General features: G+C 71.0%; 1 protein-coding gene. It reads left to right on the top strand.

From position 1 onward, the window contains the following. Window positions 1-3: 3 nt before the first annotated feature. Window positions 4-372, top strand: a 369-nt coding sequence (locus B1205_RS31430; RefSeq protein WP_254909918.1) for an acyltransferase domain-containing protein, incomplete at its 3' end; no start/stop codon positions are given.

The raw sequence follows: 372 nt of genomic DNA, 5'->3' as shown, positions 1-372 counted from the left end.
GAGGTGGCGTTGTGGGAGTTGTTGTCGTCGTGGGGTGTGACGGCGGATTACCTGGCGGGGCATTCGATCGGTGAGGTGACTGCCGCGTGGGCGGCGGGTGTCCTGTCGCTGGAGGATGCGTGTGTGCTGGTGGCGGCGCGGGGTTCGTTGATGCAAGCGTTGCCGGCCGGCGGTGGGATGTTGGCGGTCGGCGCGTCGGAAGCCGACGTGCGGGAGCTGCTGCGGTCGGAGACCGGTGGTGGTGAGGGCGGCGGTGCGGGTGGTGGTGCGGGTGGTGGTGTCGATGTCGCGGCGGTGAACGGTCCGGCGTCGGTGGTGGTGTCCGGTGCGCTGGCGGAGTTGGACCGGTTGGCGGGGGAGTGCGCCGCGAGA

Source organism: Micromonospora sp. NBS 11-29, from assembly GCF_002140155.1.
Taxonomy (GTDB): domain Bacteria; phylum Actinomycetota; class Actinomycetes; order Mycobacteriales; family Micromonosporaceae; genus Micromonospora.
Note: the sequence above shows the minus strand (reverse complement) of the source record. Positions and strands in the feature narration are given on the sequence as shown.